The organism is Streptomyces qaidamensis (assembly GCF_001611795.1).
GTDB classification, from domain to species: Bacteria; Actinomycetota; Actinomycetes; order Streptomycetales; family Streptomycetaceae; genus Streptomyces; species Streptomyces qaidamensis.
In genome coordinates this window covers 4,709,609-4,731,525 of record NZ_CP015098.1, presented here as the reverse complement: position 1 = coordinate 4,731,525, position 21,917 = coordinate 4,709,609, and the positions used below count along the sequence as shown (strand labels likewise).

The following is a 21,917-nucleotide window of genomic DNA, read 5'->3' as shown; positions in this document are numbered from 1 at the left end:
CGGCGGCGGGCTCGTGCCGGCCGCCCTCCAGCCGGTCGAGGGCGCCGAGCGGGTCGCCCGCTTCTTCGCCGAGCGCGCCCGCGCGTACCCGGCATCTCCCTCCTGGAGTGCGCGGTCAACGGCCGGCCCGGCCTGGTGGCCCGCAAGGACGGCGTCACCGTGTCGGTGCCGGCGTCGACATCGCCGGCGACCGGGTCCAGCACGTCCGAGCCGTGCTCAACCCCGACAAGCTCCGGCCCTGGACGGCGGACCGACCGGCGCCGTACGGCGACACGAACGGACGCGGCGATGATTCCGGCCCCGGCGGACGGTCGTTACGGGGAGGAGACGACAAAGGAGTCCGCCATGCCCGCACAGACACCGACGACCGAACTCGACGCCCGCTACAGCTCCGCGCTCAACCCCCGCCCGGGCGCCTCGGAGGTGACGGCCACCGAATGGGCCGAGGCCCGGCGGCGGCTGGAGGCCGCCGAGATCTTCTGGGTGTCCACGGTGCGGCCCGGCGGCCGGCTGCACGTCACGCCCTGCATCGCCGCCTGGCACGACGGGGCGCTGTACTTCTCCACCGGCCGCGGGGAGCAGAAGGCGAAGAACCTCGCCCATGACGCGCACTGCGCCCTGACCACCGGGACGAACTCCCTCACCGGCGGGTTCGACCTCGTGGTCGAGGGCACGGCCGAGGCGGTCGCCGACCGTGCGCTGCTGGAGGAGGTGATCACGGCGTTCGAGACGAAGTACGGGCCGCACATCACCTCCCCCGAGGGCACCTTCCACGGCATCGGGGACGAGTTCCGCAGCGGCGACGCGGTGGTCTTCGCGGTGGCCCCGGACACGGCATACGGCTTCGGCCGGGACAACGGGGTCTACAGCCACACGCGGTGGACGTTCTGAACCGCCCGGTCCGTGGTGATCCGTCCTACGACGGGTCCCACAGTCCGGGACCGCGGGCCGCCACCCGGTCGCCGATCCGGCGCAGCAGCTCGGCGCCGGGCAGGGCGTCCGGCCGGCGGCCGTCGCGCAGGCGCGGTGCCACGAGTCCCGCGGCGGCCTCCCGTCCGCCGATCACCGCCCGGTACGGCACCAGCCGGGCCGCGCGGATCCGGGCGGCGAGGGTGCCCTGGACCGGGCCGGCGACCTCGGCGCGCAGACCGAGCTCCCGGGCGTGTCCGGCCAGGCCCTCCGCCGCCTCGGCCTGCTCCTCCCCGACCGGCAGGACCGCCAGCTGCACCGGCGCCAGCCACGGCGGGAAGGCGCCGCCATGCTCCTCGACGAGGTGCGCGACCGCGCGCTCCACGCTGCCGATGATGCTGCGGTGCACCATGACGGGGCGGTGTTTCGCCCCGTCGGGGCCGATGTAGTGCAGGTCGAAGCGTTCGGGCTGGTGGAAGTCGATCTGCACGGTGGACAGGGTGGCCTCCCGGCCCGCCGGGTCGGTGATCTGCACATCGATCTTGGGGCCGTAGAAGGCCGCCTCGCCCTCGGCCGCCTCGTACGGGAGGCCGGAGCCGTCCAGGACCTCCCGCAGCAGGGCGGTGGCGCGCCCCCACAGCTCCGGGTCGGCCACGTACTTGCCGCCCTCGCCGGGCAGCGACAGCCGGTACCGGGACGCACGGATGCCCAGGTCCGCGTAGGCGCGGCCGATCAGCTCCAGCGCGGCCCGGGCCTCCCGGACGGCCTGATCCAGGGTGCAGAAGATGTGCGCGTCGTTGAGGGTGATGGCCCGCACCCGGGTCAGGCCGCCGAGGACACCGGACAGCTCCGAGCGGTACATGCCGCCCAACTCGGCCATCCGCAGGGGCAGTTCGCGGTAGCTGTGGGAGCGGGAGCGGTAGATCAGGGCGTGGTGGGGGCAGAGGCTGGGGCGCAGCAGGACCTGTTCGGCGCCCACGTCCATCGGCGGGAACATGTCGTCGCCGTAGTGGTCCCAGTGGCCGGAGATCTCGTACAGCTCGCGTTTGCCGAGGACCGGTGAGTACACGTGCCGGTAGCCCGCCCGGCGTTCCGCGTCGCGGATGTACTCCTCCAGGGTGTGCCGCACGATCGCGCCGTCGGGAAGCCAGTACGGCAGCCCGGCGCCCATCAGCGGATCGGTGTCGAACAGGTCCAGTTCACGGCCGAGCCGGCGGTGGTCGTGCATGGTGACTCCTCGCGGTCAGGGGAGGCGAGCACCACGCGACGAAGCCCCGGGGCACTCGCCCCGGGGCTTCGGACATCAGCTGTCAGCGCGCCGGGACACTCTCCGGCGTCGTCGTGGCGGACGGGTACGACTGGGCGCGCTGCATGGGCGTGACCGTAACAACGGGGCCGGGGGCGGGGCGAGGGGTTTTCGGACGGCGGCCGCAGGTGCCCCGGCCGCTCACCCGGACGGCCCGTATCGCTGGTGGGCGGGCGGTCGCGGTGGTGCCGTAAGAGCATCCACCCGATCGTGGAGGGACCGCTCCGCCCGGAGGCGCCTCCACGAGCCCCTCGCAGGAGGCACCCCGATGACCCACCCTCCGGCCGCCCGCGCCCTCCTCGCCTCCGCGCTGTCCGTGACGGCCCTGCTGGCCACGGCCGGCTGTGCCGTCGACGACGAGCCGCGGCCCCGGTGGTTCTCCCCCTCCGCGTCCGCCTCCGGCGCGTCACCCGCCGTCGAGCAGCCCGCCGGTTCCGGCGCCGCCCTCACCGAGGCGCAGGCCAAGGCGGCGCTGGTCACCGAGGCCGACCTGGGCGAGCCGTGGGGGCCGACCCGGGGCGCGCGCACCTGGCGGGACGGGCTGCTCAAGGGCACCACGGAGGACGGGCACTGCCAGCGGCTGCTGGACGCCCTCTACCTGGAAGAGCCCTTCGGCACACCGAAGGGCCCGCAGGCGACGTCCGCGCTCGACGACGGCGACACCGACGCCCAGCTGCGCTACCGGGTCGCCGCGTATCCCCCGGCGGACGTGGACCGCACGCTGGACTGGATGAAGTCGCTGCCGGACCGGTGCGGCCAGTTCACGGTCACGACGACCCGCGGCGTCGTCCAGGGCGTGGAGGTCCGGGACCTGCCGCTGCCGCCGGTGGGGGACGCCCGGCAGGCCCTGCGGGTCACGCTGGCCGGCGAGACGGAGGAGGGGGAGCTGACGTACCTCACCATGGACCTCGCCGCCGTCCGCGTCGGCGAGGACGCGATCACCCTCACCAACGCCGGCCTCGACGAGGTGTACGCAGAGGTCACCCAGCAGGCCGTGCAGCTCGGGGCGCAGCGCCTGGCCGAGATCAGGAAGCAGGGCAGGGCGCAGATCTGACCTCCCGGGCCGCGGAAGTCAGGACCGGTCGAAGCGCGTGCGGTGGGCGATCACGTCCCGCGCCACGTCCAGGGCCGTACGCCCGTGCGCGAAGGCGTCCGCCCGCAGCCGCGCGAGGGCGTCGTCCGCGCCCATGCCGAGCTGCGCCATGATCATGCCGACGGCCCGGTAGACCTCGTCGTGGTCGGTGGCCAGGCCGCTCAGCCAGTCCTCCCCGTCCGGGGTCTCGGGCTCGTCCCCGCGCGGCAGGGCCATCAGGGCCACGGTCATCACCCCGGCCACGATCCGGGCCACGTGCAGCTGGCCCTCGGTGAGCCCGCCCGGGCGGTCGCGGTACAGGTCGAGCGTGCCGACGCACACCGTGCCGCTGCCCAGGGGCACCGCGTACACCGCCCGCACCCCGGCCTCCGTCGCCTGCTGGGCGAAGACCGGCCAGCGTCCCGCGTCCCGGCCCGAGGTCAGATCGCAGGCGAGCACCGGCGCGCCGTCCTCCAGCGCGCTCTGGCAGGGACCGTCGCCCAGGGTCGCCTGGATCTGCGCCAGGTGCGCGGCCTGCGGGCTGCTCGCGCTCAGCTGCACGGGCATGCCCTCGCTGCGCAGGGACACGCTGGCGCCGGTCACCGGCAGCAGTTCCACCGCCACCTCGCACAGCCGTCCCGGGACCTCTCCGGGCTCGGCGCCCCGCACGCCCCGGGCGATCACGTCGGCGGCCCGGGCTCCGTCCGGGTCCGGGTCACCGCCTCCGGTGCGGCCGGGCCCCGGGTCGCCGTCGGGGGCACCTCCGGGATCGTCCCTGGGCCGCACGACCACCGCCTCCTTCGCACCGCGGCTTGCGCCATGACCGTTTCCGGGGCGCCCCGCCGGCAAGTTCGGCCGGCCCTCGTGCGGCCGGCCTCCGCACCCGCCCGGACCGCACCCCCGGGCCCTCCCGGAGGTGGCCCGACTACCCGTGGAGGAAGGGCCGAAACCCCTGGGCGGGGCGCTCACCGGGGGGTGGGGCCTCAGCGTTTCTCGTACGGGCTGTCCGGCTGCGGCACCTGCCGGACGGAGCGGGCGTCGATGACCGGCGGCCAGGTGGCGTCCGAACCGAGCCCGCCCTCGGGATGCCACCTACCGGTGACCGTCACCCACGTGTCGACCGGCGGGGCCTGCGCGCCGCGCACCTCGGCCTTGGCGGCCGTGGCGTCAGCGGCGCAGCAGGAGACGAGGAGGCGGGTGACGTACCAGGCGCCGTCGCCGCCACGGGTGACGAAGCCGGTGAGCCGGACCGTACGGCCCTGGAGGGAGCGGCCGCTGTCGTAGACCGCCCGGGAGCCGAACTCCCCGAGGGTGAGGTCGACCGGGCTCCCGGACGGCAGGGCCGGGAAGGTGCCGACGCCCCGGGCGGCACGCTGCGCCGCCTCGCGCTCCGCGCTGTAGGAGCCGAGGGCGGGCGGCGGGAACAGGAGGAGGGCGAGAGCGGGGAGGGTGAGGAACCAGGCGACCCGGGGCCCGCCGGGGCCGTGCCCGTGCCCCGCGAAGCCGTCACCGCCCCCGTGCCCCGCGAAGCCGTCACCGCCCCCGTGCCCCGCGAAGCCGTCGCCGCCCCCGTGCCCCGCGAAGCCGTCACCGCCCCCGTGCCCCGCGAAGCCGTCACCGCCCCCGTGCCCCGCAGGGCCGTCGTCGTCCCCGTGCCCTGCGTCGCCGTCCCCCTGCCCGTGCTCCTCGTCCGCCCTGTTCGTCACCACCGCCACCGCAACGGCCAGCAGCACCAGCGCCGCCCCGGACACCACCAGGTACGGCCGCAGCCCCGCCTGGACGTAGCGCAGGTACAGCTCGCTGAAGAGCGACACCCGCAGGATCGCCGCGCCCACGAGCGCGAGCAGCACGGCCGGACCGTAGCGCCTCACAGCAACCACCACCCCACCAGGACGCTGCTCGTCACGGCGACCACCCAGGTCGCCGCCGAGAACCGCACCGCGAAGGCCCTGCCGAACATGCCCGTCTGCAGCGCGATCAGCTTCAGGTCGACCATCGGCCCGACCACCATGAACGCCAGCCGCGCGGTCGGGGAGAAGCCGCTCAGCGACGCCGCCACGAACGCGTCGGCCTCGCTGCACACGCACAGCACGACCGCCAGCAGCGCGAGCAACAGCACCGACAGCCAGGCGGAGCCGGTGAACACCTCCAGCAGCGACCGCGGCACGACGATGTCGAAGGTCGCCGCGGCCGCCGCCCCGACCACGAGGAAGCCGCCCGCGTGCAGGAAGTCGTGCTGGAGTCCTGAGACGAAGGCGCGCGGGCCGCCGCCCTGCGGCGGCCCGCCGCTCCGCTTCGGCAGCCGCAGCCACTCCTCCCGCCCGAACCGGGCCCACAGCCAGCCCATCACCACGGCCGTGCCGAGTGAGGCGAGCAGCCGGCCGAGGACCATCTCCGGCTGCCCCGGGAAGGCGATCGAGGTCGCCACCAGGACGACGGGGTTGATCGCGGGCGCCGACAGCAGGAAGGCGAGCGCTGCCGCCGGTGCGACACCCCGCCGCATCAGGCTTCCCGCCACCGGCACGGACGCGCACTCGCAGCCGGGCAGCACCACCCCGGCGGCCCCGGCGACCGGCACCGCGAGCGCCGTGCGGCGGGGCAGGACCCGCTGGAAGACCCGCTCGGGCACGAACGCCCCGATCGCCGCCGACACGAGCGTGCCCAGCAGCAGGAACGGCACGCCCTGGACGGTGATCGCGGTGAACACCGTCCACCACGCCGCGACCGGCGGGGTGGAGAGGTCGAGCGCCAGCAGGGGCCCGAGTACCGACGCCACCGTCGCGATGGCGACCAGCGCGGCACCGCCGAGGACGGCGTACACCAGGGCCCGCAGGCCCAGCCGTATGCCGTCGGCCACCGTCCGTTGGTTCTCCACGCGCCCGCCCCGGTCGTTCACATCCCGGGTGGGAGGCTAACCCGCATGGCTGTGCGAGGGCCCCGCTTTCTCAGAGAGGGGGCTGTGCGGGCGCGGGCCCGAGGGTGGTGGTGCCGGGGGCCGTGCGGTGCCCGAGGCCCGTCCGGTAGGCGTCCAGGGCCGCCTCCACCCGCCCGGCCCGCCGCAGCAGGTCGCCCAGCAGCCGGCACAGGTCGGCCAGGTCACCGGCGGCACCGGCCCGCTCCAGCAGGCTCAGGGCGCGGACGTAGTGCTCCTCGGCCTCCTCCGTGCGACGGGCGTCCTCGGCGATGATGCCGAGCAGCCGGTGCGCCGCGGCGGAGTGGACGGCGCCGCGCTCGGGGGACAGGTGCCCGAGGACGTCGTGCAGCAGGGCCGCCGCCTCGTCGGACCTGCCGCGCCGGTGCAGCACGTCGGCCAGTTCGACGGCGACCTGACTGCTGTAGAGGGCGGCGCGCTTGGCCGACAGCATGCCGAGGGCCTCCCGCAGCTCGGCCTCCGCCCGCTCCAACTGCCCGTCCTGGGCGTAGACGTAGCCGCGCATCCAGTGGCAGTTGGCGAGTTCGGTGCGGATCTGCAGGCCCCGGTACAGCTCGGCGGCCTTGGCCAGGGAGGCGTCGGCCTCGGCGAGACGGCCCTCGGCGACCAGGGTGCGGGCGACGGACCGGTGCATGCGCGCGACCAGGGCGGGGTCGCCGGACTGCGGGGCGAGGGCCAAGGCGAACTCGGCGGCCTGGGCGGCCCGGGCGTGCGCGCCCATGTCCATGTAGGGGCCGATGGCGCTGGCGTAGAGCAGCAGCAGGGCGTCGGGGTCGTGCAGGCCGCCGCGGTTCAGTTCGTCGAGGGCGGTCTCCAGCAGGTAGACGGCGTAGCGGAGTTCACCGGCGAGGTAGTGCGCGACGGCCCGGCCGCGCAGGGCCGGGACACGGGCGGGCAGCGGCGCGCCGGCCAGAGCTTCCTCGGCCCGCTCGAAGTACTGCCGGCCCGCCACGAGCTCGCCCGTCTCCAGGGCGCACTCGCCGAGGCCGAGCAGGGCGGCGGACCGCTCCGCGGCCAGACCGTGCCTCTCCGCCTCGGCGAGCAGCCCGGCGTACTGCCCGGCCGCCGCCTCGGTCTCACCGACGGCGAGGGTCCGCTGGGCCTCGGTCAACCGCAGCCGCAGCTCGGTCACGAGCCGCGCGGAGTGACCGCTGGCGAGCTCGTCGAACGCGACGCCGAGCCGGTCCGCGAGATGCCGCAGGGCGTCGTCGGAGGGGCGTACCCGGCCCGACTCCAGGGTGGAGATGTAGGCCGGTGTGTACACGGGTTCCGCCAACTGGCGCTGAGTCAGCCCGCGTTCCACACGCAACCGCTGCACCCGGCGCCCGATGGTCCCCGGATCGTCACGCTCCCCCACGCCAACTCCCCCTGTGCCTCTTGCCGTTCGACCTGAACTGCCCCTAGGTTAAACGGAGTGTTAAGCCGGATTGTCGGACTCGCTTAACACGCTGCCACCGTAGTCGCCGCCCCAGTTGCGAGGTCGCCGTGCTGATGCGCACACGCACCGCCGAGCGGTACGCCCGAGGCTTCACCGCCGCCCTCGTCGCGGTGGCGACCCTGCTGCTCGCGGCGAACGCGGGCCCGGCGAGGGCCGAGACCCCGGAGCCGGCCCCCCAGGCGGTCGCGGACTCGCGCTGAGCGCACGCCGGCGTCGGCCGGACACGGCGTCCGACGGGACGTCTCGACCGGCTCGACCGGTTCAGCCGGGTCAGCCGGGTCAGTCAGGTCAGTCGGGTCAGCCGGGCAGCACCTTGCTCAACGCCTCGTCGAGGTTCTGCGCCACCTGTGCGTCCCCCGGCGGCGGGCCGGAGCCGTACAGGGCGTCCAGTTCGGTGATGAGGGTCTGAGTGACGGCGCCGTAGAGCGGTGTGCGGGGGCGCTGCACCGCCTCGCTCAGGGCGGGCAGCAGGATGTCGCGGGAGTAGCTGACGCCGTCGGCGAGCTGGTCGGGGGCCTTGACCTCGGCGCTCTCGCCGGTGGGGGACGCCGAGGGGCCTTGGGAGTACGCGGAGGCGTGCCGGCACTCCGGGGTGCCGCCGGAATCGCGGTAGGCGGAGGTGCGGGTCGCGGCGAACCCGGCGCGCAGCAGGCAGCGTTCGCTGTCCGGGTCGGTCAGGAACGCGATCAGCTCGGCGGCCTTGGCGGCCCGCTGCTCGGACGTGTTCGAGGTGACGGCCAGGTTCTGCCCGCCGAGCACGGCCTTGCCGGGCAGCCGGGTCACACCGAGCTCCCCCTTGAACGTCTCGTACAGGGCCGGGTAGACGTACGGCCAGTGCCGCAGGAACGTCGTGCGGCCCTCCGCGAAGGCGCTGAGCGACTCCGCCTCACGGGAGCCGGAGGCCTCGTCGAGCATGTACGTCGGTGACTGTGTGCGCGCCCGCAGTTCGGTCACCCCGGCCGTCAACTGCGCCTCGTCGGCGGTGTACCGGCCGTCCCCGTCGGTGAGCGCGAAGTCCGGGACGGCCGAGGCGAACGCCTCGATCGCGTTGACCGTACGGCCCTCGTAGGCGGCGAGCTGCGTGGTCCACCCCGCCGTGTAGTTCTTGGGCTTCGTGGAGCCGAGGTTGACGGCGTCGATCAGTTCCCGCAGGTCGGCCCAGGTCACTTTGCGGCCCAGTTGGGTCTGGGAGGCTCCGGCGTCCCGCAGGTGGTCCTTGCGGTAGTACAGCAGGCCCACATCGCTGTTGAAGGGGACCGCGTACCGCTCGCCGTCCCAGAACGACGTCCGGTCGACGGCCTCGATGATGTCGTCGGGCGACTTCACCGCCGCGCCGGTCAGCGGGCGGATCAGGCCGGCGGCGGCGAACTCCGGGATCCAGGTCACGTCCAGGTTCACCACGTCGTACTCGGCGCCGCCCGACTGGAGCGCGCCGAGCAGCTGGCTGCGCTGCTGGTCGGCGGAGCCGGGGAGCTCCACCAGGCGGGCGCGATAGCCGTGTTCGCCCTCCCTGGCGTTCCAGGCGTCGATGAGCTGCTGGCGGATGCCGTTCTTGCCGGTGACGTCCTGGCCGCTGGCCACCACGATCCGGGGCGGGTCGGCGGCGCCCTGCGGCTGCTCCGGCGCGTCCTTGCCCGTGCAGGAGGCGAGCGCGAGCAGGGACAGCAGCGACAGTGCGGCGGCCGTCAGGCGGCGGGCCATCATTCCTCCCCCGATCCGATGCGGGCGACCTCGTCGTGCAGGGCGGGCACGAGGTCGTCACCCGCGTCGAGGCAGCGGCCCCGGCCGGCCTCGGCGATGGGCGTCGCGGGGCGGCCCCGGTCGCAGCCCGAGCTGCTCAGGGACACCATGGTCACCGGGACGCCCGCGCTACCGGCCCGGTCGACGACCTCCTTGAGGGCCTTCCGGGTCAGGCGGCCGTCGTCCTCGCCGTCGGTGAGGTACACGATCAGCTGCGGCCGGTCGTCACCGCTGCCCCGCTCCCGCATGAACGCCAGGGCGTCCAGCAGGGCGCCGTGCGGATCGGCCTCCGCGTCCCGCACCTCGGCGACGTCCAGGGCGTCTTCGGCCTCGCGTCGCCCGTGCGTGCCGAATTCCAGCAGCTCGGTGTGCGTACGGTCACCGGTGCCGTGCACCGCCCACACCCCGTACTCGTCCTCCCCGCCGAGTCCGGGCAGGGTCTGCTTGAGGATGCCCGGGCCGCCGCTGGGGCCGTCCCACCGGCCGGCCATGGAGCCGGAGCTGTCGAGGAGGTACAGCACCCGGCCGGGTCCGTGCGCGTCGCCGTAATCCTTCAGCGTCCGGTCCATCGTCGTGGGGTCGGCGGCCCTGGCCGGGCGGACGGACCCGGTGAGGCCTTCGGGCACCTCTGCCGCGTCGAGCAGGCCGCGCTCACCGGTCGGGGACCTGAAGCCGTGCTCGCCGAGCACCTTCCGGCCGTCGTCCCCCGTCAGCCAGGTGTGGAAGCGGTCCACCGCGTCGTCCCGCGCGGCGGCGTCCCGGTCGCCGTCCTCCCAGCGCACCCGCACGAACGCCGGTTCCAGACCGGGCACGTCGTCGGGGTAGGCGGCGATGCGCCGGGCGCGGGTGACCGGGTGGCAGCCGATGCCGCTCTTCAGCAGGAACTCGGGGACCAGCGCCGCGCCGCGGTCGTCCACGGCGTCGCCGCTGCCGGGCAGCGCGCACAGCAGCCGCACGGCCGAGGGCTCGGGCCGCTCGGTCCGGGCCAGGCCCTGCTCGGCACGGCGCGCGTCGGCCTCGTCGCCGTACAGGCCCGTCGTGGCCAGCAGCGCCGCGTCGGTGAACTCCGGGTCCGGACGGTGCACTTCGGCTCTGCTGTCGGCCCGTTCGAGTGCGGTGAGCAGCTGGGACAGCGACTGCCCGGTGGGTTCGAGGCCGGCGCGCAGTACCTCCGGTACGGCCAGCACGACCGGCGAGTACGCGATCGGCTCGGCCTCCGGTTCCAGCCGGGCGAAGATCCGGTCCTGCTTGGCCGCGGCCGCGGTGACCCGGTCGACGTCGGCGCCGGTGGCGGGGATCCACACGTCCGGCTGCGGGCCGATGTCCCGCTGCGGGTTGTCGTCCTCCCGGGGCTGCTGCCAGGCGTCGGTCCGCTCGCCCAGGGCGTTCACCACGGCCGCGGAGCCCGCGCTGTTGACCGTGACGCCGCTGCGCCGGCAGCCCTCGCCGGTGGTGTTGGCGTCCGAGGTGACGTAGTCGTCCGCGGCCGCCCGCACCGCCGGCTCCAGGTCGGGGTCGGCGAGGACGCGCAGTTCCAGGGCCGGTGCGCAGGGGCCGGAGTCGCCGGTCAGGGCCAGGATGCCGTAACCGCCGGCGCCGGTGGCGAGCACGGCGAGCAGAGCCGACAGCGCGGTACGGCCGGACCGGGCGAAGGTCTTCCGGGCGCGGGCGAGCAGGGGCCGGAGCCACGGGAACCAGCCGCCGGGCACCGGCTCGGGCCGCTCCACCACGATCCCCGGCCCCGCCGCGAGCAGTACGTCCGCGTCCTGCTTCCAGGGGGGAGCGAGCGCCTGCGGCCGCTGCGAGTCGTCATCCTCCGCCCGGTAGTTGGCCGCCGCCATCCGCTCCTTCACTCTGGTGTACAGCTCCGAGAGCCACACCTCGCCGCCCTCGTCGAGGACGTGCGCGACTTCGCGGGTGAACGGTGTCGCCTTGTCGGCGTCCCCGCCCAGGATGCAGCGGTTGGGCTGCACGCTCATCAGCAGCAGGATCTTGTGCTTCTTGCGCTTCGGATCGTCGAAGCGGTGCCAGATCCCCGCCGCGTTGCCGGCGTAGCAGCAGTCGAGGATCACCACCACCTGCTCGGCGTTGCTCTCCGCGAGCTCGCCGAGCACCTCGCTGAAGCGCACCGAGCCGGGCAGTCCGTTGCCCGTGAGCACCCGCGCGGTGCGCATCTGGAGGTGCAGTTCGCTGCCGGAGGTGGAGGTGACGGCGTGCCCGGCGAAGTAGAACAGCAGCAGCCCTCTGGCCTCGTGGCAGACGCGGCGCAACTCGCGCGTGAAGTCGTCCGGGGCCGGTGAGGCCAGAGCCCGCACCTCGCCCGCGCCGAACACCCCGCCCCGGCGCAGCGCGTCCTCCAGTCGTGTCCGGTTGTGCCGCACGGCCGGAAGCTGACCGCTCACGCCCTGGGGGTGGTCCGATGCCGTGTGGTCGTACTCGGACACACCGGCCAGCAGCGCCCGGTTCACCTTGCCGCGCGGGTCGAAGCGGCTCACCGGCCTACTCCCCGTCGGGGCCCAGCGAGCGGATCTGCGGCTCGGGATCGCCGCCCTGCAGCCTGCTCCGGTTGTTCCTCCAGGTCTTCACCGCGCGGGCGGTGTACTCGGTCAGGGCCGCGACCGTGACCACATCGCCGAGGATCGTCAGCACGAGTTCCAGATCGGGCCCGAGCCGCCCCGGGGTCCCGTCCGTGCCGGACTGTTCGTCGATGCGCAGCTGACGCCCGGTCAGCAGCGCCTCCAGCGGCTCTTCGCGCTCCAGCCACGTCTTCAGAGCTCTGACGTCATCCGCGGTCGCGTTGCCGCCCAGCCGGACGCGCACGCCTAAGACAGCCACTTGGTCCCCCTCTGTCATACCCGACATCATGACACCGGGTCAGGGCTCGGCGGCAGACCTGTGACGTGACCTGCGAAAGCGGTTGCACGCCCCCTTCACGCCACGCGCACACGGCGCACGCGGCTCAGGCCTGGGTCTGCAACTGCCTCAGCTGACGCTGCACATGGTCCAGCGCGCCTTCGCGCCGCCCGGGCACCCGTCCGCGCAACGCGGCGAGCGCGGCACCCAGTTCGCGGGCGGGGGCGGTGTCGCGGACCTGGCCCCACTGGTGGTGCGCCCGGTCCACGGCGGCCTCGACGGCGGGGGCGTCCGGGGCCTGCCCGGCGTTCAGGCGGGCGGTGGCGATCATCAGCCAGGTGCGGCAGCTGCGGGCGGCGTCCCCGGCGAACATCGCCAGGTCGGCCCGCACCTCGGCCCAGTGCAGGGCCTCTTCGGACGCGGGCCCGTGCGCGGTGACGGCGATCTGCTCGTGCCGGGCGGCGAGCGCGTCGGCTTCGGCGTGCCGGCCGGACTGGACTGCGGCGGTGATGACGGCGTGCGGATCCCCGCCCGCCGGGCCCGGCGTGCTCAGCACCAGGTCTCTGCCCGCGCTGTCCGCCGCGATCCGGGTCAGCGCCTGCTGGTGCAACTGCTCGGCCGGCGGCCGGAACCCGCTGCGCAGGATCGTCGCGACGGCCTTCATGTACGCCGGCTGCGCGACCGTGCGTCTGGACGGCGGTGGCGCGATACGGCCGTGCACGGCGTTGCCGCGCCCCGAGTCCAGCGGGGTGCTCCGCAGCAGCTCCCAGGTCTCGGTGTCGGCGTGCAGGTCGAGCAGGAGGGTCGTGGCGCCGGCGGGCCTGAGCCGCAGCTCCTCCCGGAACCAGTGCCAGGGGAAGGCGGTGTAGCGGGCCGTGGAGGCGGTGGTGCGGGCCAGCGCGAGGTGGGGCAGGCGCTGCCGGCGGTCCAGTTGGAGCTGGCCGGTGACGTACACGGTGAGGGGGCCGGGGGCCGCGGCGGCGGCACGCAGCCGGGTGAGGACGGCCTGCGGCTCCAGCGGGTCGGCGAGTTCGACGACGTTCGCGGTGTCGGTGCCGGACAGCACAGCGGGCGCCACGGCGGCGAGGACGGGGAGCACGGAGGCGGCGTCCACCAGGCGTCCCTTGCCCACCGGCGAGGCCGCCAGCAGCAGCACGGTTCCGGGCATCGCCCCACCCCCTGTGTCGATCACGTACGCCAGCACCGTAACCGCTGCGGCTGCAAAGGGGGGTCTCAGGACCGCAAACGTCCGCCTTCGGGGGCTTCGCCCCCCGGTCTGCGGTGGGCCGGACCTCTGCGGACGGCGAACACGGTCGTGTCGTCGGCGAGGTGCCCGCCGCCGTGCCGCAGTGTGCCGTCCCGTACGAACGCGGCGAGGCGGGCCGGTTCGGCGATGCCCGGGTCCTCGGCGACGGCCCGGGACACCTCGTCGGCGAGGAGGTAGAAGGACCCGGCGCCGTCCCGGGCCTCGGTCACACCGTCCGTCACCAGCAGCACCGTCTCGTCGCCGGAGACCCGCCACCGCCGGGCCCCGGGCGGCCCGGGCGCCAGCTCCCGGCAGCCGAGCGGCAGTCCGGCCCCGGCCGACAGGGTGCGCACCCCGCCGGGCCCGACGGCGAGCGGCGGCTCGTGCCCGAACAGCAGGACGTCGACCGCCTGCTGCTCGTCGTTGGGAAAGGCGAGCAGGACGGCCGTGGCGAACCTGTCTCCGTCCGAGCGGCCCAGGGCGACGGTGTGCCCGCGGTGCCGGATCATCCGCGTCTCCAGCCGCTCGGCGACGGTCGCCAGGTCCGCCTCGTGGTAGGCGGCCTCGCGGAACGTGCCGAGCAGCGCGGCCGCCGCCTCCACCGCCCCCAGGCCCTTGCCCTGCACGTCGCCGACGAGGACACGGGTGCCGTGCGGGCCGGGCTGGATGTCGTAGAAGTCGCCGCCGACGCGGGCGTGGGCGTCGGCGGTGAGGTAGACACCGGCGTGGTCGAGGCCGCCCCAGCCCGGCGGCAGCGGGCGCAGCACGGTACGGCGGATGGTGTCGGTGACGTCCCCCATGTGCAGCGCGCGGCGCTCGTCGCGCACCCGGATCGCGCAGGCGAGGACGGCGAGGATGCCGCCCAGGGCGACGAGGACGAAGTCGCCGCGGCCGGCCCGGTACTCGTGCGGCCAGGCGCTGTCGGCGATGACGTACGTCACCAGGGAGACGACCGCGAACAGGGTCGTGCCCCACACCCCGCAGAGCGCGGCCGCGATGCCCGGCACCAGCACGATCCAGGAGATCATGCGGAACTCGCCGATGGTGTGGTAGTCGGCCACCGCGATGGCGACGAGCAGCAGCAGCGGCGGCACCCAGGCCACGCTGCGGCCCCGCACCCGCAGCAGTTCCTGCCGCCGCACGACGTCCCGGCCCCCGGCCCGGGCGTGCCGGACGAGCGGGCCGTGCCCCGTGCGGTGGCGGCTCACGGCCCCAGCGAAGCACGGGGCCGCACCGGCCGCATCCGGTCCCGGCCGCTCCGCCGACTTGCCACCGGCTGCCCGCCGGTGTGCCCTGGTTCCGGGGGCAGGGACAGAGAGGAGAGCTGTCATGGCTCATGCGGCACCCGCCTCACGCAGGATGATCACGCAACGCCGTAGGCCCGATGTGTTCGGCCCGCGCGTCCACGCCGCCGTCAAGGTCGGCCTGCCCGTGGTGCTCGGACTGGTCTACGGCTTCTGGGCCGCGGCCAACCAGCGGCACGGCGGGCCCATCACCGGCTGGAACCTGCTGTTCGGCTTCGTCACGGCGCTCGTGTTCGCCGTGGTGTTCGCCGCCGTGTGCGCGCTGGCACCGCGGCTGCCCCGCGAGCTGCACGCGCTGTGCTGGTTCGCCTTCTCGGGCTGCGCGGTCGGCTTCCTCTACAGCCAGACCGGCGCCTCCGTGTTCAGCTCCAGCGGCCTCGGGCTGCTGGTGGGGGCGGCCGTCCTCGCGATGGTGTTCTACCGCTACTACACGCACGAGGACGCCGCGGGCCGGCAGATCGGCTGACGGGGATCAGGACACCCGTTCGGGTGAGTCCGCCGAAGGGGCCGTGACGGCCGCTTCTCGCAGGTGGAGTGCGCTGCGGCGCGACCGCTGTGCGACCGGACGGCGTCGCAGCGCTCGCGGGCCGGGCCCAGGGCGCCTTGCCTGGAAGGGTGTCCGAGCGCGACCGGGCGCCCGTGACCGAGCCGGCGCCCCCACGATCGCGGAACGTCCTGTCGGCCGTTCTGCTCACCCTGGCGTGCCTGCTCGTGCCGTTCGGGGCGCTGGCGTCCTGGGCGGCCCACGGACTCACCGACACCGGCCGCTGGGTCCGGACGATGGCACCGCTCGCCGCCGACCCGGACGTGCGGCGCTCGGTCGCGGAGGCCGTCGGGGACGGCGTCCTGCGGGAGGCCGCGCCCGCGGCCGGCTCCGGTCCGCTGCGCGGGGAGATCGGCCCGTTCGTGCACAACGCGGCGCGCTCCTTCACCCGCACCGAGGCCTATCGCACCGCCTGGGACGCGGCGAACGAGGCCGTGCACGACGCGGTGCTGCGCGCCCTGCGCGACGACCGCGCGCGCGGAGCCCCGGTCACCGTCGACGCCGCACCCGTCATCGCCCGGGTCAAACAGCAACTCTCCGACGACCACGTGCCGTTCGCCCACCGCATCCCGGTCACGCACACGCGGATCCCGGTGCTCCCGGCCGAGGACGTGGACCGACTGCGCAAGGGGTACCACGTGCTGGACACCGCCGCCCTCTGGCTGCCGCCGGCCACCGCCGTCCTCGCGGTCGCCGGGATCGCCGTCGCCGCGTGCCGCCGCCGCGCGGTCACCGCCCTCGCCCTGGGCACGGCCCTGGGCGGCGCGCTGCTGGTCCTCGCCGTGGCGATCGGCCGCCGCCTCACCCTCGCCGACCTGCCCGACGCCCTCCACCGCCCGGCCGCGGGCGCTGTCTACGACGCGCTGACGGCCACCTTGCGCACGGTGTCCTGGCTGCTGTGCGTGCTGGGTCTGGCGGTGGCGGCCGGTGCCTGGGTCACGGGCCGGTACGGTCCCCGGATCGCCGCGCGGCGACATGCGCGAGGGTCCGCAGTGCCCGTCGCAGATCCGGTTCCGGAGCCGACGCGAGCCCGAGCCTGACGGCGTCGGGCGTGTGCCCGGGGGCGACGGCGAAGGCGGGGCCGGGCGTGACGGCGATGCCGTGCGCGGCGGCGGCGGCCGTGAAGGTGTCCGCGCGCCACGGGGCGGGCAGCTCCCACCAGGCGAAGTAGGCACCCGGGTCGGACCGCACGGTGAAGCCCGCGAGTTCCTCGGCGAGGATCCGCTGCCGCAGTACCGCGTCCGCCCGCTTGGCCGCCACCAGCCGCGCCACCGTCCCCTCCCCGGTCCACCGCACGGCCGCCTCCAGCGCGAACCGCCCCGCGCTCCACCCGCCCGACCGCACGGCGTCACCCACCGCGGCGACCCGGTGCGGCGGCACGACGAGGAACCCGGCGGTGAGCCCCGGCGCGACCCGCTTGGAGAGCCCGTCGACGACGTGGGTGAGGGCCGGGGCGTGCACGGCGAGCGGATCACCGGGCTCCCGGAGGAAGGACCAGATGCGGTCCTCCACCACGGGCAGGTTCAGGTCGTGGACCAACTGGGCGAGTTGCAGCAGCCGCGGCCCGCTCGTCGTCCGGGACGTCGGGTTGTGCAGCGTCGGCTGCACGTAGAGGGCGGACAGCGGCGCCGAGCGGTGCGCGGCCGCCACGGCCTCCGGCAGCAGCCCGGCCGCGTCCCCGGCCAGCGGCACCAGGATGATGCCGAGCCGCGCGGCGATCTCCTTGACCAGCGGATACGTCAGCTGCTCCACCCCGACCCGGCCGCCCGGCCGGACCAGCGAGGCCAGCACTGCGGCGATGGCCTGCCGGGCGTTGCCCGTGAACAGCAGCCGCTCCGGGGCGGGGCGCCAGCCCGGGGTGGTGAGCAGCGTTGCCGCGGCCTCACGGGCGGCCCCGGTGCCGGTGACGGCGGCCGGTAACAGCGCCTCGGCCAGCACGTCGGGGCGCAGCAGCGGCGCGAGGACGGGGGCGAGCAGCTCCGGCTGGCCGGGCGCGACGGGGTAGTTGAGCTCCAGGTTCACGGGCGCGGGGACCGGGCCGGGCTCGGTGAGCGCCTGCCCCGCCGGGCCGTCCGGTGCGGCCCGTACGAAGGTGCCGCGCCCGACCTCCCCGACGACCAGCCCGCGCCGCACGAGTTCGCCGTAGACCCGCCCGGCCGTGGACGGGGCGATGCCCCGCCGGCGTGCGAACGCCCGCTGCGGCGGCAGCCGTTGGCCGGGCCGCAGCCGGCCGGTGGCGATGTCGTCGGCGATGCGGTCGGCGATGCGCCGGTAGTCACTCATCAGCCGGTCTCCCCCTTGGATTGCACCGAGAGCAAAGATCTTATTGCACCGAGTAGTTGGGCGGCCTAGGGTCGACGTCATGGCACCCTTCCTCGCATACGAGGACAAAGGGCCCGATGCGCATCGGGTCCCCCTGGTCCTCGTCCACGGCCATCCCTTCGACCGCACGATGTGGGCCCCGCAGCTCGCGGGCTTCCCGGGTACCCGCCGCGTCATCGCCCCCGACCTGCGCGGCTACGGCGCCTCCCCCACCACCCCGGCCGTCACTGACTTCTCGGAGTTCGCCCGGGACGTCGAGGCCCTGCTGGACGAGCTGAACGTGGAGTCGTTCGTCCTCGCGGGCCTGTCGATGGGCGGGCAGATCGTCATGGACTGCTACCGCCTGTTCCCGGAGCGCGTCCGCGGCCTGGTCCTCGCGGACACCTTCCCGTCCGCGGAGACCCCCGAGGGTGTGCGCACCCGCGACGCCATGGCGGACCGGCTCCTCGCCGAGGGCATGCGCGGCTACGCCGACGAGGTCCTGGAGCGGATGGTCGCCCCGTACGCGTCCGCCGAGGTCAAGGCACACGTCCACGGCATGATGACCGCCACCGCCCCCGAGGGCGCCGCCGCGGCCCTGCGTGCCCGCGCCCGGCGCCCCGACTACAACGCCCTCCTGCCGCGCGTCTCCGTCCCGGCCCTGGTCGTCGTGGGAGCCGACGACACCTTCACGCCCGTCTCCGACGCCCTGGCCCTGCACGCGGCCCTCCCGGACGCGGAGCTGCACATCATCGAGGGCGCGGCCCACATGCCCAGCCTGGAACGACCGGAGGTGTTCGACGCCGCGCTGGAGGAATTCCTGGCCCGGGTCGACGCCCGGCAACCTTCCTCCGCCCTGCCCCGTCTCTGAGGGAGGATTCGCCCCTGAGGGAGGATTCGGGCATCCCGCACCGCGAACGGAAGGCCGGGCCTTTGGACACCGCCGCTGCCGAGTGGACCGCCAGGGACGACGGGCGGGAGCACCGTCCGCCCGGACGGCGGCTCGGCGCCTGGTGTGCCGGCCTGCTGTTCGCCGGAGTGAGCGTGGTCGTCGGCTTCCGGACCGCCGACAGCGACGGCATCACCCCGGTCCCGCAGTTCCTCGCCTTCCTCCCCTGGCTGCTCGTCCCCACCGCCGTGGCGCTGCTGCTCACGCTGCTGTCCCGCTGGTGGTCCGGGACGGTCTGGGGCGTGGTCCTGCTCGGCCTGCTGGCCTGGTTCATCGAGCCGTACGGCAAGGTCGGCGACCCCGTGGGCCGCCCGGTCGCCGACCTGCGCGTGCTGACCTCCAATGTCGAGTTCGGCCAGGGCACCGCCTCCCTCGTCACCGCCGTCCGCCGCGAGAAACCGGACGTGGTCTTCGTGGAGGAATGCGACTACGAGTGTGACGCGCTGCTGAAGCGGGACCTCTCGGCGGACTACCCGCACCGCCGGGCCGTGGAGGGCGGCGGCTCCGAGGGCTCCGTCATCCTCAGCCGCTTCCCGCTCCGGCCCACCGAGGGCGTATCCGGCACGATGGGCATGCCCGGGGCGGTCGCCGACGTGGACGGGCACGCCGTACGGCTTCAACTCGCCCACCCGATGCCGCCGCTGCCCGGGCAGGTGGACCTCTGGCAGCGGGAACTCGCCGCCCTGCGCGAGGCGGCCACCGCCGACCCGGACATCCCCCTCGTCCTGGCCGGAGACTTCAACGCCTCCCAGGACCACGCGGCCTTCCGCCGCATCCTCGACACGGGCCTGCGCGACGCCTCCCGGCTGGACGGAGCCGACCGCACGGCCACCTGGCCGGCCCAGACGGCACCCACGCTCGGCGTGCAGATCGACCACGTCCTGGTGTCGGAGGACTTCGGCGCGAGCCGCACCCGCATCCTGGACCTGGCCGACACCGACCACCGGGCGGTCGTCACGGACCTCACGCTCCACGAGAGCCGCTGACCAGGGCTCGGTGCGCGGGCACGGATACGGCCGCCCCGCACTGGAGGAGGCGTACGGGGAGGTGGCGCGGCAGGCACCGGCGTACCGGGAGCGGCAGGAGCGGGAACGGCCGGTGCCCGGGGGCCCTCTCAGACCCCCTAGCCCGGCCCTCCCCTGAACCGCTTGCCGTCGGACGGCTGCAGACGAACCACTGCCGCCGGACGGCTGCCGCGCCGGGTCGCTTTCGCCGGACGGCTCAGACGCCGATGTCGCACCCGTCGGCACGCCACACGGCCACGACGGCCGGACGGACGTAGGTCCCGGGCCCGTCGGGCCAGGTGCTGGCGGGCTTCTCCACGGACGCGCCGTCGATCTCGCCCGGGTGCTGCACGGCGACCAGGACACGCCGGTCCTGGATGATCGGGCCGCAGGTCTCGGCGCCCTTCGGCACGGTCAGGAACTGCTTGAGCTCACCGCGCCGCTCACCCCGGGTCGCCACACCGAACAGGCCGTCGTGCGAGCCGAGCTGGGCGCCGTCGGTGGAGATCCACAGGTTGCCGTAGGGGTCGAAGGCCACGTTGTCCGGGCAGGAGATCTGGCTGACGGCGTCCTTGGGGAACCCGGCGAAGTAGGTCGCCGGGTCGTCCGGGTCACCGGCGACCAGGAACAGCGACCAGGCGAACCGGGTGCTCTCGGGCCGGTTCCACCGCTCGGTGAGCTCCAGCACGTGCCCGTGCTTGTTGGCGTTGCGCGGGTTGGCCTCGTCCGCCTTGGCGTTGGAGCCGACGCCCCGGTTGCTGTTGTTGGTGAGGGCGACGTACACCTTGCCGGTCACCGGGTTCGGCTCGATGTCCTCGGGCCGGTCCATCTTGGTCGCGCCCACCTTGTCGCCGGCGAGCCGCGTGAAGACGAACACCTCCTCGGCGCTCATCCCGTCCACGTGCGAGACGGCGCCCTTCGCCGTGGCGGTGGCCAGCGGAATCCACTCGCCGCTCCCGTCGAACTCGCCGTCCTTCGGCAGCTTGCCCGTGCCGTCGATCTCGATGGCGGGGGAGTCACCGGTGAGCTTGGCGACGTACAGCGTGCCCTCGTCGAGGAGGGAGAGGTTGTGCTCGCGCACGGACCTGCTGCTGCCATGCTTCATCCGCTTGCTGCCGACGAACTTGTAGAAGTAGTCGAAACGCTCGTCGTCACCGGAGTACACGACCGGACGGCCGTCGTGCGTGAGCCGCACGGTCGCGGCCTCGTGCTTGAACCGCCCGAGAGCGGTGTGCTTGCGGGGCGTGGAGGTGGGGTCGTACGGATCGAACTCCACGACGTACCCGAACCGGTGTACCTCGTTCGGCTCCCGGGCGACGTCGAACCGCTTGTCGAAGCGCTCCCACTTGCGCTCGGTCGCCCCGGTCCCGATCCCGTACCGCTTGTCGGTCGCCCGGCTGCTGTTGGCGAAGTACTGGTTGAAGTTCTCCTCGCCGTGCAGGGTCGTGCCCCAGGGGGTGACACCGCCGGAGCAGTTGTTGAGGGTGCCGAGCACCTTGGTGCCGGTCGGGTCGGCGGAGGTCTTCACGAGGTCGGACCCGGCGACGGGCCCGGTGAGCCGGAACTCGGTGGTGGCGGTGACGCGCCGGTTCAGCTCGTGCCGGGAGACGGCGGTGAGCTTGCCGCTCTTGCGGTCCCCTTCCACCACGACGGCGGACAGCCCGTGCGCCGCCCAGGCGATCTCGGCCTGCTCGCGGGTCGGGTTGGCGGCGTCGTAACCACGGAACATCAGGATCTCGTCGGTGTACTCGTGGTTGGCGACGAGCAGCTGCCGGTTGCGCTCCCCGGGCAACGGCAGCAGGGCGAGGAAGTCGCAGTTGTACCCGAACTGCCCGGCCTGCGCCTTCGCGGTCTGCTTCTCCGGGTCGAAGGCGGGCGCACCGCGCAGGATGGGCTCGCCCCAGCGGATCACGACGTTCTGCCGGTACCCCTCCGGCACGGTCACCGCGTCGGCGGTGTTCGGCTCGACGGGCGCGAAGCGCAGCCCGCGCGCACCCTTGTGTTTACGCCGGGCGGCCTCGGAGGCGGCAGCGGCGGACGGGGCGCCGGCGGCCGGGGCGGCGGCGGCCCGCGGAGCCTGCGCGATACTGGCGGCACCCGCTCCCGCGGCGGCCACGGTCACCACGGCCGCGGCCCGCATCATCGACCGGCGGCCGATCGCACCGGCGATCACATCGCCGACGTACTCGTTGGAGCTGGTGTTGGGCACCTCGTGGAAGCAGGCGTCACCACACCGGAAACGACAGGTCATGGCGGACCGGCCGCCGGGGTGCGAACCGGACGGCGTTCCGATCAACGGCAGCAGCTTGCGCACTTTGC

At 74.5% G+C, this 21,917-nt stretch carries 19 protein-coding genes; 7 read left to right on the top strand and 12 right to left on the bottom strand.

Annotated elements, in window-relative coordinates; translation table 11 throughout:
• Positions 1-345: 345 nt before the first annotated feature.
• Positions 346-891, top strand: coding sequence for a pyridoxamine 5'-phosphate oxidase family protein (locus tag A4E84_RS21000; protein ID WP_062928067.1), 546 nt, complete (start codon positions 346-348; stop codon positions 889-891).
• Positions 892-916: 25 nt separating this feature from the next.
• On the opposite strand, the gene thrS is transcribed toward A4E84_RS21000, so the two are convergent.
• Entirely contained in the window at positions 917-2,137 is a 1,221-nt protein-coding gene (gene thrS / locus A4E84_RS20995; RefSeq protein ID WP_062928066.1) for a threonine--tRNA ligase, read from the bottom strand.
• 346 nt (positions 2,138-2,483) lie between these two features.
• Here thrS and A4E84_RS20990 point away from each other — a divergent pair, with 346 nt between their 5' ends.
• Positions 2,484-3,269, top strand: a complete 786-nt coding sequence (locus A4E84_RS20990) for a hypothetical protein (protein WP_062928065.1) — start codon at positions 2,484-2,486, stop codon at positions 3,267-3,269.
• An 18-nt stretch (positions 3,270-3,287) separates the two neighbouring features.
• Here the strand turns inward: A4E84_RS20990 and A4E84_RS20985 are convergent, their stop codons facing one another.
• The 4 genes from A4E84_RS20985 to A4E84_RS20970 form a co-directional block, all read right to left on the bottom strand.
• Positions 3,288-4,079, bottom strand: a complete 792-nt coding sequence (locus tag A4E84_RS20985; protein ID WP_062928064.1) for a GAF and ANTAR domain-containing protein — start codon at positions 4,077-4,079, stop codon at positions 3,288-3,290.
• A gap of 191 nt (positions 4,080-4,270) precedes the next feature.
• Positions 4,271-5,158 (bottom strand): TIGR03943 family putative permease subunit, encoded by an 888-nt coding sequence (locus A4E84_RS44635; protein ID WP_062928063.1) that lies wholly within the window; start codon positions 5,156-5,158, stop codon positions 4,271-4,273.
• Positions 5,155-6,162: a permease gene (locus A4E84_RS20975; protein WP_062931536.1), complete on the bottom strand. Its 1,008-nt coding sequence runs from the start codon at positions 6,160-6,162 to the stop codon at positions 5,155-5,157. The genes A4E84_RS44635 and A4E84_RS20975 overlap by 4 nt, the downstream gene beginning before the upstream one ends.
• Positions 6,163-6,232: 70 nt before the next feature.
• Positions 6,233-7,576: a helix-turn-helix domain-containing protein gene (locus tag A4E84_RS20970; protein WP_062928062.1), complete on the bottom strand. Its 1,344-nt coding sequence runs from the start codon at positions 7,574-7,576 to the stop codon at positions 6,233-6,235.
• 134 nt (positions 7,577-7,710) lie between these two features.
• Here A4E84_RS20970 and A4E84_RS43240 point away from each other — a divergent pair, with 134 nt between their 5' ends.
• The gene (locus A4E84_RS43240; RefSeq protein ID WP_162494363.1) at positions 7,711-7,857 is read left to right on the top strand and encodes a hypothetical protein; all 147 of its coding nucleotides are present in this window, start codon (positions 7,711-7,713) and stop codon (positions 7,855-7,857) included.
• Between the two features lie 97 nt (positions 7,858-7,954).
• Here the strand turns inward: A4E84_RS43240 and A4E84_RS20965 are convergent, their stop codons facing one another.
• From A4E84_RS20965 to A4E84_RS20945, 5 genes are all read right to left on the bottom strand, one after another.
• A complete protein-coding gene (locus tag A4E84_RS20965) occupies positions 7,955-9,358 on the bottom strand; it encodes an extracellular solute-binding protein (RefSeq protein WP_062928061.1) in 1,404 nt (467 codons plus the stop codon).
• Positions 9,358-11,892 (bottom strand): substrate-binding domain-containing protein, encoded by a 2,535-nt coding sequence (locus A4E84_RS20960; RefSeq protein WP_062928060.1) that lies wholly within the window; start codon positions 11,890-11,892, stop codon positions 9,358-9,360. The genes A4E84_RS20965 and A4E84_RS20960 overlap by 1 nt, the downstream gene beginning before the upstream one ends.
• Positions 11,893-11,896: 4 nt before the next feature.
• Entirely contained in the window at positions 11,897-12,232 is a 336-nt protein-coding gene (locus A4E84_RS20955) for an effector-associated constant component EACC1 (protein WP_063827507.1), read from the bottom strand.
• Between the two features lie 124 nt (positions 12,233-12,356).
• On the bottom strand, positions 12,357-13,418 hold the full coding sequence (locus tag A4E84_RS20950) for a hypothetical protein (protein WP_062928058.1): 1,062 nt from the start codon (positions 13,416-13,418) through the stop codon (positions 12,357-12,359).
• A gap of 65 nt (positions 13,419-13,483) precedes the next feature.
• Positions 13,484-14,704, bottom strand: coding sequence for a PP2C family protein-serine/threonine phosphatase (locus A4E84_RS20945; RefSeq protein ID WP_062928057.1), 1,221 nt, complete (start codon positions 14,702-14,704; stop codon positions 13,484-13,486).
• Positions 14,705-14,825: 121 nt separating this feature from the next.
• Here A4E84_RS20945 and A4E84_RS20940 point away from each other — a divergent pair, with 121 nt between their 5' ends.
• Positions 14,826-15,266 (top strand): hypothetical protein, encoded by a 441-nt coding sequence (locus A4E84_RS20940; protein WP_062928056.1) that lies wholly within the window; start codon positions 14,826-14,828, stop codon positions 15,264-15,266.
• A 149-nt stretch (positions 15,267-15,415) separates the two neighbouring features.
• A complete protein-coding gene (locus A4E84_RS20935) occupies positions 15,416-16,384 on the top strand; it encodes a hypothetical protein (protein WP_062928055.1) in 969 nt (322 codons plus the stop codon).
• Here the strand turns inward: A4E84_RS20935 and A4E84_RS20930 are convergent.
• Positions 16,281-17,627, bottom strand: a complete 1,347-nt coding sequence (locus A4E84_RS20930; protein ID WP_062928054.1) for an aminotransferase-like domain-containing protein — start codon at positions 17,625-17,627, stop codon at positions 16,281-16,283. The genes A4E84_RS20935 and A4E84_RS20930 overlap by 104 nt on opposite strands.
• A 79-nt stretch (positions 17,628-17,706) precedes the next feature.
• Between A4E84_RS20930 and A4E84_RS20925 the strand changes: the two genes are divergently transcribed.
• A complete protein-coding gene (locus A4E84_RS20925) occupies positions 17,707-18,516 on the top strand; it encodes an alpha/beta fold hydrolase (protein WP_062928053.1) in 810 nt (269 codons plus the stop codon).
• A 62-nt stretch (positions 18,517-18,578) separates the two neighbouring features.
• The gene (locus A4E84_RS20920) at positions 18,579-19,580 is read left to right on the top strand and encodes an endonuclease/exonuclease/phosphatase family protein (protein WP_062928052.1); all 1,002 of its coding nucleotides are present in this window, start codon (positions 18,579-18,581) and stop codon (positions 19,578-19,580) included.
• Positions 19,581-19,815: 235 nt separating this feature from the next.
• Here A4E84_RS20920 and A4E84_RS20915 read toward each other — a convergent pair whose 3' ends face one another.
• On the bottom strand, positions 19,816-21,912 hold the full coding sequence (locus A4E84_RS20915; protein WP_062928051.1) for a PhoX family protein: 2,097 nt from the start codon (positions 21,910-21,912) through the stop codon (positions 19,816-19,818).
• Positions 21,913-21,917 lie beyond the last annotated feature (5 nt).